This window comes from Flavobacterium sp., assembly GCF_049590715.1.
In the GTDB taxonomy this organism is placed as follows: Bacteria; Bacteroidota; Bacteroidia; order Flavobacteriales; family Flavobacteriaceae; genus Flavobacterium.
In genome coordinates this window covers 1-10121 of record NZ_JBAWDL010000287.1, presented here as the reverse complement: position 1 = coordinate 10121, position 10121 = coordinate 1, and the positions used below count along the sequence as shown (strand labels likewise).

5 protein-coding genes and 1 pseudogene are annotated in these 10121 nt (G+C 34.2%); 4 read left to right on the top strand and 2 right to left on the bottom strand.

From position 1 onward, the window contains the following. Nucleotides 1–425: pseudogene (locus WBQ70_RS12805) on the bottom strand (hypothetical protein); the annotation flags it as partial. Beyond that, nucleotides 403–1044: a C40 family peptidase gene (locus WBQ70_RS12800; protein ID WP_423914886.1), complete on the bottom strand. Its 642-nt coding sequence runs from the start codon at nt 1042–1044 to the stop codon at nt 403–405. The pseudogene WBQ70_RS12805 and the gene WBQ70_RS12800, both read right to left, overlap by 23 nt. A gap of 248 nt (nt 1045–1292) precedes the next feature. On the opposite strand from WBQ70_RS12800, the gene WBQ70_RS12795 reads away from it, so the two are divergent. The 4 genes from WBQ70_RS12795 to WBQ70_RS12780 all read left to right on the top strand — a co-directional run bounded on the left by WBQ70_RS12795 (nt 1293) and on the right by WBQ70_RS12780 (nt 9930). Continuing rightward, nucleotides 1293–2345 carry a PKD domain-containing protein gene (locus WBQ70_RS12795; RefSeq protein WP_423914884.1) on the top strand — a complete coding sequence of 351 codons (1053 nt, stop codon included), beginning with the start codon at nt 1293–1295 and terminating at the stop codon, nt 2343–2345. A 7-nt stretch (nt 2346–2352) separates the two neighbouring features. Further along, the gene (locus tag WBQ70_RS12790) at nt 2353–4818 is read left to right on the top strand and encodes an AAA family ATPase (RefSeq protein ID WP_423914883.1); all 2466 of its coding nucleotides are present in this window, start codon (nt 2353–2355) and stop codon (nt 4816–4818) included. Between the two features lie 366 nt (nt 4819–5184). After that, nucleotides 5185–8784 carry a DUF2339 domain-containing protein gene (locus WBQ70_RS12785; RefSeq protein WP_423914881.1) on the top strand — a complete coding sequence of 1200 codons (3600 nt, stop codon included), beginning with the start codon at nt 5185–5187 and terminating at the stop codon, nt 8782–8784. 282 nt (nt 8785–9066) lie between these two features. After that, entirely contained in the window at nt 9067–9930 is an 864-nt protein-coding gene (locus WBQ70_RS12780) for a sigma-70 family RNA polymerase sigma factor (RefSeq protein WP_026707723.1), read from the top strand. Nucleotides 9931–10121 lie beyond the last annotated feature (191 nt).

The following is a 10121-nucleotide window of genomic DNA, read 5'->3' as shown; positions in this document are numbered from 1 at the left end:
ATTTGTGTTCGATAATGAAATATTTCGTTCTCAAAAGGAGCAAAAAACTTTCGTGCTTCCGCTTCTTGTTTTTTCTGGTATTTGTGCTCCTTAATCATTTTGACCACCGACTTATCGCCGTTGTTTTCGCTCAAACTATGTGTAAATCCTTCTGGTAGCGAGTCGTAGATACTATCACGTGATAATGCTAAGGTTACATATTCTTGGTTCCCATAGTCATCTAAATGCACAGTTGCAGCAAGCACATCACTCCTGTACGCTCTTGAAAACTGTCCAACATTTGAAATCGCAATTTCATCATGATGTATGGCGTAATTCTCAATAAGTTCATTTGCAATTACCTCGGCTCTGATGTCGTAAGGAATGGCCTCTATTTCTTCAACAACAGTAGTAAGATCTCTGTTATTTCTTCTTTGTGTCTTCATTAATTCTTCCTGATCCTATGTATCGTAGCTGAAAATATTCATCATTAAAATTATAAATTGCCAAACCCTTGTTAGTACAAGCAAGAATTCGATCGTTATGCAAATACAAACCTACATCAGAAATTGGTTGGTCTTTGTTGTATCTAAAAAACACCAGATCTCCTTCTTGAAGAAAGCTACGACCCGTAAAAATTTGAATTTCTTTTGATTTCCACATTCCTGCAGGATCCTTGGGAAGGACTACTTTATAAACATCACTATATAACGATTGAATGAAATACGTACAATCAATTCCTTTTTTCGAAAAACTTTTTTCCTTATAAGGGGTATTTATCCAAGGATCGATGTAGGAATACAAATTGTAATTTGTAATTTTATTAGGAGTAACTCCAAAGATGATAGAATACTTTTCTTTTAACAACAAGATATCGTCGCTTAAGTTCTCAGAATTATCATTTATAATGGTTTTATTCTTCATTCCTGTCTCTATCATATCATTTTCTTTTTGCAATAACGCTAAAGAATAATCATATTTATAAGGGACTTCAGACAAGTATTTTTTACTTCCACAACTAGTTGTCAAAATCGTCACAACCACTAACAAAACAAGGTTTTTCATAAGTTTTTAAGTATTAAAAAGGAACCTAAAAAAAACCAACTTGACATAAGAATATTCATCATTATTATCTCTATTTTTACTCTGAAAATTGATTCGCTCAGTATTCTATTACAAACATACTGAATAAATAGATTCAAATTGTTAAAAAAGTTGAAAATTTAATTATACATTTACATTTATATTTGAGACTATATACTTACATCTTCGAGTGAAAAACAATTCTTAAAAAACGACAACTATTATTACAAATGAAAACTAAAAACATTGACTTTAAAGTAATTTTCTTATTCGCCACCTTTTTCTTAATCGGAATCATTTGGATCATTATACAACTGTTTAATTCTGTAGAATGCGAAAATGCCAAATACTACGTTTTTGCGGATAATTTTCAAAATCAAGAATCGATTGAGTTCTATGATAAAACCCCAAATGCAAAATCATGGGAGTGGGATTTTGGAGATGGATCAATTCCAGATTCTAGACGACATACGTTTCATGTTTATAAAAAACCTGGCGACTATTATGTGACTTTAACCTTAAATGGTAGTTGTGTTAACTCAAAAAGAATTACGATAAAAAACAAAATAGTCTCGATAGACGAAAGCAGTTCACAAATTATTACTCCAAAAATAATTACCGCGGGACAACCCACCTATATAAGAGCGGAAAGTGACGTTGCCAAAACTTGGGAATGGACATTTGGAGAAAATAGAGGTATTGATGAAACTGTAGCTGATCCTGTTTACACTTTTGAAACAGCAGGAGAAAAAACAATCACACTTATTATAAACGGTGATTTTAGTAACATTATCAAAAAAGTCGTTTACGTACACCCTAAAATAATTAAAAAAACAAACCCACTAGATGTAGCAACCTATGTATATGAAAAGAAGGATGCTGCTTTTTATTTGCCTAGAGGCACTGTTAAAAAAGACCCACTAGAAGAAATGCTTCAATATGTACCAGTTGCACCTAAAAGTAAAGTAAAAAAAGACAGCATAATTGCGGTTAAAAAAGCTCCAAAAATATCTGAAGATCAGTTCGAAATATTGCTAAACAAAGTAGCCGAGGGAAGTAAAGTAAAAGACGATTTTGCAGAATATTTGTGTGATGATTTCGAAATACCTGTCGTTAAAAATGATACCGATTTGCTAACATTCGCACAGCTTTGTGCCCAATTGAAAGGTCAAAAAATAAAAATAGAATCCATACGTCTTAACAAAGACAAACAAAATAATTGTATAAAAGGACTGAGTATTAGCTACAAAGTAAAGAAATACTTAATCTGGGTAAAAAATTAAGATCGTCATGGTATCAGAAAAATATACTTTCAGTTTAGAACTAGCTCGCGCACTAGAGATTGCGAGAAAAATTGCAAAAGAAAATGCTAATAAATATTATACTGCAGCACATTTATTAAAAGCGATATTAAATAGAGATTTATCCTTACTCAAGCAATTAGAGAAAATGGGCAAAGATGTTTATTATCTTGACGAATGGGCAGAAGTACGCATCGAAGACGAACCTAAAACCACCACTTTTTTTGAAGTGGAACCTAGCGAAATCATTGATCAAATCATTAAAGAGGCCGAAGCGGTAAGCATGCTTCTTAATGAAGGCGAAATTAGTCTATATGCACTAATAATCGCCATCAGTTCGCCTGGCGTGGGTTTCAACTTCGATCAAATGAAGACCTATCCTATCTCTAGAGCAGAATTACTAAGCGATATCAAGCCTGAAAACAGTAGCACTGATCAAGTTGTGACCCCAGTAAAGAAAGGTTTTTTGAGTAAATACTGCAGTCATAAAAACACTGAAAAACAGACAAATACTATCCTCGCGATTGGTCGCGAAAAAGAGTTAAACGAAATTAAAGAAATTCTTTGTCGTTTTTCTAAGCCTAATGTATTGGTTCTTGGTGATCGAGGAATTGGTAAATCGATCCTAATCAAAACCATAATCGAACATGTAAAAGCCAATCAAGTTCCAGATCTATTATCGAATGTGCAGTTGTTTGAGTTGGATTTATCCTCTTTGATAGCAGGTGCCTCGTATAAAGGAGAAATTGAGGACCGATTGAAAAACTGTATTCAAGAACTTAAACAATTTCCGAAAGCGATTTTGATTATTGAAGAAATCCATACTTTACTAGACAAAAATGGCGGAGACTCTGGAGTATCGAATGTTTTGAAAGCCGAATTGAGTAAAGGATTAAATATTATCGCTACCTCTACAATCGAAGAGTACACCAAAAGAATAGAAAAGGAACAAGGATTGTCAGGCATGTTTGAAGTACTAAAACTTCAGGAGTCCGACGACGATACCGTTTTTAGAATGATTCGTGAATCCATAAAAAGCTATCAAGAACATCATAAAATACAAATTGACGACGAAACCATTGTAGAATCTATTCGCCTATCCAAAAGATATCTAAAAGAAAAAAGCTTACCCGAATCTGCTATTAATTTGATCGATCACACAATGTCTGTTTTGAAAACTTCGGGAGAGACTTTTTTAAAAGATCAAGCAGCAATCACTGCCAAACTTGGCCTGCTAAAGGAAAATGAGAACGACTTATCTGAAAAACAATTGTTTCAAGAATGCAGTTGGTTTTTGAAGGATTTGACAAACAAAGCTTCTTTTTTAATGATCGATGAGGAGAAAGTAGCTGACGAGGCTTTTGCCGATAGCGATGCGTACTTTAATCATATCGAATTGCTTATTGCTCAAATTGAAAAACGAGCACTAGCAAAACGAGAACATATCGAAGCATTTGATTTATCATTGATCATTGCTCAAAAAACAGGAATTCCTGCTGGTAAACTAAAAGAAGAAGAAAAACAAAAACTAAACGCTATTGAAGAAGTATTAGCCAAACGTGTAATTGGACAAGACCACTGTATTGAAACGGTAGCCGAATCTATCTTGGAGTCGCGTTCTGGATTGAGTAAAGCTGGACAACCGATCGCTTCTTTCTTTTTCTTGGGACCAACTGGAACTGGAAAAACAGAATTAGCAAAAAGTTTGGCCGAATTTTTATTTCAGGATGAAAATGCCATCATTCGATTTGACATGTCGGAGTTCAAAGAAGAACATTCAGCCGCCTTATTGTATGGTGCACCTCCGGGTTATGTTGGTTACGAAGAAGGAGGTTTATTGGTAAATAAAATTCGCCAAAAACCGTATTCAATAGTACTTTTTGATGAAATTGAAAAAGCGCACTCCTCTGTATATGACGTGTTTTTGCAAATTATGGACGAAGGAAAATTACATGACCGATTAGGGAAAGAAGGTGATTTCTCAAACGCCATTATTCTTTTTACTTCGAATATTGGAGCAGATCATATCGTTGACACTTTTAACGCCAACCAGATTCCGACTTCTACATCGTTAATGGAAATCATGGCCAATTATTTCCGTCCTGAATTTTTGGGCCGTCTGACTGAAATCATACCATTTGCCCCGATAAGTAAGAACAATGCTTTAAAAATATTTGAAGTACATCTTAAAAAAGAATTCTTAGACTTACTAAAGACAAACAAAATTACGGTTAACATCCCGATGGAAACCAAAGTTTTCCTTGCTGAGAGTGGCTATAATGCAAAGTATGGAGCAAGACCCATCAAAAGCATTATTCGAAGCCATTTGCGACGCCCATTAGCAAAAAAAATAGTATCTGGCGAAGTAAAAGAAGGAGACACAATAGAGGTGCTATTGGAAAATGGCGAAATTCTGTGGGTTAAGCAACTGGAAACAACCACACAACTTAATTAAACCACTTTACACTAAACACTTAAAACAGCCTAAAGTCAAGAGTTTAGAGAAATTTATAATTATTTTTGATCATAATGAGCTCGATAGTGTATCGGGCTCATTTTTTATCCTAGTTTTTATAGGAGCAGAACGATTGGCAGTATCAAGAAAGTTGGTTTCCTGCCATCCGCTATATCTTGTGGCGGCATAAATGCCAGCCGCCACAAGGATACCGCTGCTGTCAGGGCTAAGTGGAAAGATTTAGTTTCTCAGGAATGTTTTCAAAAAATCTACCACCCACATACAACTATTCCTCATTACCCACAAAACCCACCTCTATGATGGTGAAAATTAACCTATATTTGGCGTTTATAAAATTATAAAATAATGGCTATATTAATATTCCTAATCATTGTCGGAATTCTTTTTTTGTTTTTAGAATTAAAGGGGTTAAAGAGTGAAGCGCAAGAAACAAAATCTTTAGTTAAAGACATCCGAATTGAAAATAGCAAACTCAAAAAAGACTTACTCCTACTAAAGAAAAAACTAGAAGAAGGTGTTGTACCTGCAACCGCAACTCCCGAAATTCAGGAAATCATCCTAACTCAGGAAAAAGAAATCCTTCTAGAGCCTATTCCAAAACCTTTTTCAAAAATTGAAGATAGCATACCGCCTATAATCACTCCCGTAACTCCTCCTCTTCCTGAGGCCCCTGAACCTGTAGTTAAGCATAAAATCACTTCAGAACCGCTGGTTGAAATTGAAAAAACAATTCCACTTGAAGAACCAGTAATAGAATATGTTGAAATTCCAAAGGAGGAATCTGCTTTTTCTAAATTCATAAAAAAAGCCGAAAAACAATTTGCTGACAATTGGACTGGAATTCTAGGAACCTTTATTATGGTGTTAGGTATTGGCTACCTGAGTATTTATACTGCTATGAAAGTAGCGCCATTGTACCGAATTTTGACTTTATGGTTCTATGCTGGTTTACTTTTCGGTTCGTACTATTTTTTGCAACACAAAGAAAAATGGAATAAAACAGGATTGTGGCTCCGTAGTGGTGGTGCGAGTTTGTTTTTATTTGGCTGTTTTGGAGCATCCCAAATCCAAGCTTTAACATTTATAACAAATCAAACCTTCGGTTATGCTTTATTAGGATTAGGAATTGGGCTCAATTTATACATAGGATACATCATCAAGCAACAACGTTTTTTGTCTTTTCATGCCATATTAAGTCTTGTTATCCTATGTGTTATTCCAGAGAAAGCCTTGCTTGCAATCATCATTGCATCGCTAACAAGTACCGCAGCAATCCTTTTATCGTATAAAGAAAAATGGGAATACCATTTGATCCTTGTTATCGTATCATTTGTCATATTTGACATTTGGTTTAATGCTGCAGGAACAACACTTTCCGTTACTGAAAATAGGTTTGCAATATTGGCTATCACTACCGTTTTTGGGAGCTGTATGTTTATGCAATACCGTAGCATTTATGAAAATTCTACTTTTGAGAAATCCGCATTTATAACCCATTTGCTAAATTGGGTTTTGTTTGCCACGGGATTGATTCTGCATTCAACAGGAAGCCATTTCAAGACTTTTATTCTGATGGGAGCAGCAACCTTATGCTTCTTTATTGCTCTTAAAGCTCGTAAACGTAAAATATATTGGCTTTACCACCTTGACGGAATGGTATCCTTTATCCTATGCGCATTAAGTATCATCATGCTGAACGATTGGAATATCGAATTAAACATTATTTTGACTGCTTTATATACATTGGTGTTGGTTTGTTTATTGGTTTTACACCAACAAAAAGAAATTTTGCTACACAAAATATTCTTAGGGATCAACCATGTTTTTGTATTCTTAATCATTGTTATGTACTTACTGATTAATAATGACACCATTGAGATAAATAATAAAGTCAGCTTATTAGCAACTACAATTCTAACATCTTTGTTCGCATTTGCAGTACCTATTTTATCAGCAATGAAAAAAGAATACCAATCCGTTGATGCATTGTATGGTGAAAAAAGCTTAAGTCTAAATGGGCTTGCCTCTATTATAATATCCTTGTTTGTATTTTACAATTGGACAACTGTTTTTGTAGATTCATTTTATTATGTCGTACTAATTTTTGCGGTTATTTGGTGTTTTGCAAATCATAAATTCGATTCTAAAACCTTTCATATCGGACGATTGTTTTTCCTAGTTTTAGTAAGTTTTCTTGGAATCCTTCTTATCCTTAGTCAACCAAAATCTTATTTGGACTGGACATACTTTGCAGGTTTGGTTGCTATTATTAGCTATAATTGGATGACAAAACGTTTTTACAACAGTGAATCACTTATTCAATTGATTAGTATTGTGGCTGTAAATATTGCTTTAATGGCTTTTGTATACAAATACCTGCCTGATTTCCCTATGTTCCAAATTATTGCTCTGACGGGAATTGGTCTATTCAACCATGAGTTTTTATGGTTGCTTTTTCCAAAGAAAAAAATCACTAACAAAGCACAAAACACTTTATATCAAGCGTATTATCTGTTTTCTATTTTAGCTACCGTAATTTTATTAGTCAAAAGTTTCACGTTGACTACAACTCAAATTACAATTAGTTGCGCTGTTCTTTCCGTAATTGAGATTTATGTACTTTTTGCTAACAGATGGAGAAATAAAGCAGCAACTCTCAATGCAAGCTGGCAAGAATTTCGTTTGATAAATTCCGAATTATTGTTATTCAATATCTTATTATTTGGATTTGCCTGTTTAGACAATGCATACCTTTGTGTTTACTTTACCAGTTTTGGGTTGCTTACCTTTTTTGGTTACAAAAAATGGGGAGAATTCAAACGCTTTAATTATTATTCTTTTGGACTCATAATGTTATCAATAATAACAACGATTTATTTTGCTATAAATCCAGTATTAATCGGAAATAGCTACGTTCTTTATGGCTCACAACTCGTTTGTATAGCCCTATCATTAAGCTATGTTTATTTTCAATCCAAAGAAAAAACCACCGAAAGCGAATACATCAGCCTAAGTTTGCCTTATATTCAAAATACATGGATACTATTGTTGTTATTCATTCAAGTTGAAACTACTTATTTAACTAGTTTATTCATGATTTTGGCATTAGCAAATTATGGATTAATCAATACCTATAAAATCAAATCCAGTCTTTATTCCGTACCTGCGATTGCATTGATAGCCATTGTTGTTTCCTTGTTATACAGTATCACTCACAGTAATAATTTCACATTAATTGACTGGATTACACAACTAAGCGGTTTTGCGTTAGGAATTGCTGTGGTTTATTTATTAGCACCAAAAGAATCCAACAAAACTATAAAAGTTAGTTACCAAGTTGTTTTAAACGCATGGGTATCCATCTTGATGTTTAGCCAATTACAGCATCAATTCCTTCCTGTTTTCTGGGGATGTATGGCTATCATTAACTTGTTTTTATACCACAAAAAAGCCAACGTCGAGAAAAACATCAACCTGACTTATTTCTTGTTAGCTAACTTGCATTTGGGTTTTATTAGTTTCAATTATTACGAATCACAATTCTTGTATGTGTATTTCACTATTTTTGTGCTATTAGGAGTTTACATTTATCTAGCGTACAAATGGCTTGAAAATTTCAAACTAAAAAACAGTCTTTTGATTTTTCCTACAACGTTGAGTGTCGCTTGCTTTTTATACCTCACTTTTGACAAAGGAATCCTAACTTTCTTTTGGATTTTAGAATCACTAGGTTTATTAATATTAGGTATTTTATTAAAAGAAAAACATTTCAGGTATGTTTCCCTTTCGTTAGTTGCCATTTGTATTATCAGATTGATGTTTTTTGATTTGTCCAATGCAGATTTCTTAATTAGAGCCTTAGTTTTAGTTGGAGTGGGAATTGTTTTGATTGTCATGAATACGTTATTTAAAAAATATAAACATCGTTTTGATGATAACTTCTAAAAATGTTATAGCAACAGGCTGAACGAGAAATTCACAATTGAAATTCTCTTCTAGCACTTCACCGCATTAGGGATAGGAGCAATTGTATGCCCTCTTATTGTGTAGCGGAGCGAAGCAATAAAGCGAGTGCGGATAGCCCGACCCGCCATTTTTCTTGGCGGGGAATGCCCTAATTTATCTTCCATTTGAAAATAAAATAAAATTCCTTTGTGGTTTTTGTAACTTTTTAGGAAGTCTGTACGTATAACTACTGTACACATTTAAATTTGAGGAGACAAACACATGAGACAACTTAAAATTACCAAACAGGTTACTAATCGTGAAACCGCATCATTAGACAAATATTTACAAGAAATAGGTAAAGTTGATCTTATTACTGCTGACGAAGAAGTAGAATTAGCTCAGAAGATTAAAGCTGGAGACCAACGTGCTCTAGAAAAATTAACAAAAGCGAATTTACGTTTCGTGGTTTCGGTAGCTAAACAATACCAAAACCAAGGATTAACCCTTCCCGATTTGATTAATGAAGGAAACTTAGGTTTGATTAAAGCAGCACAACGTTTTGATGAAACTCGTGGTTTCAAATTTATCTCGTATGCTGTTTGGTGGATTCGTCAATCGATCCTACAAGCTTTGGCTGAACAATCACGTATCGTTCGTTTGCCATTAAACAAAATTGGTTCTATCAATAAAATCAACAAGATGTATGCCTTATTAGAGCAATCTAACGAGCGTCCGCCATCTGCTGAGGAAATTGCTAAGGAACTAGACATGACCGTAAATGATGTAAAAGAGTCTATGAAAAACTCTGGTCGTCACTTATCCATGGATGCCCCTCTTGTTGAAGGAGAAGATTCTAACCTTTATGATGTTTTACGTTCAGGTGAATCTCCAAATCCTGATAGAGAATTAATCCACGAATCATTGCGTACTGAAATTGAGCGTTCTCTTGAAACATTGACTCCACGTGAGGCGGATGTAGTTCGTTTGTATTTTGGCCTTGGTGACCAACACCCAATGACTCTAGAAGAAATTGGAGAAACTTTTGACTTAACCCGTGAACGTGTACGTCAGATTAAAGAAAAAGCAATCCGTAGATTAAAACATACTTCTAGAAGTAAAATTTTAAAAACGTATTTAGGATAACCCCTGAATCAGATCAATTTTATAGAAACGCTGACCATTATTTGGTTGGCGTTTTTTTTGTATAGAATGTTTTTGCATGTAGAGAGGCACTGCAGTGCCTCTCTACTGCACTCCCTCTCTACTAATAACATATTTCTACCACCACATCTATACAAAGGTCACAAATAAAAATTTTCGGGTTTGTATTAAAT

Excerpts from the sequence above, each read along its gene's own strand:
- WBQ70_RS12800 (WP_423914886.1), bottom strand. The coding sequence starts at position 1,044 with ATGAAAAACCTTGTTTTGTTAGTGGTTGTGACGATTTTGACAACTAGT.
- WBQ70_RS12795 (WP_423914884.1), top strand. The coding sequence starts at position 1,293 with ATGAAAACTAAAAACATTGACTTTAAAGTAATTTTCTTATTCGCCACC.
- WBQ70_RS12790 (WP_423914883.1), top strand. The coding sequence starts at position 2,353 with ATGGTATCAGAAAAATATACTTTCAGTTTAGAACTAGCTCGCGCACTA.
- WBQ70_RS12785 (WP_423914881.1), top strand. The coding sequence starts at position 5,185 with ATGGCTATATTAATATTCCTAATCATTGTCGGAATTCTTTTTTTGTTT.
- WBQ70_RS12780 (WP_026707723.1), top strand. The coding sequence starts at position 9,067 with ATGAGACAACTTAAAATTACCAAACAGGTTACTAATCGTGAAACCGCA.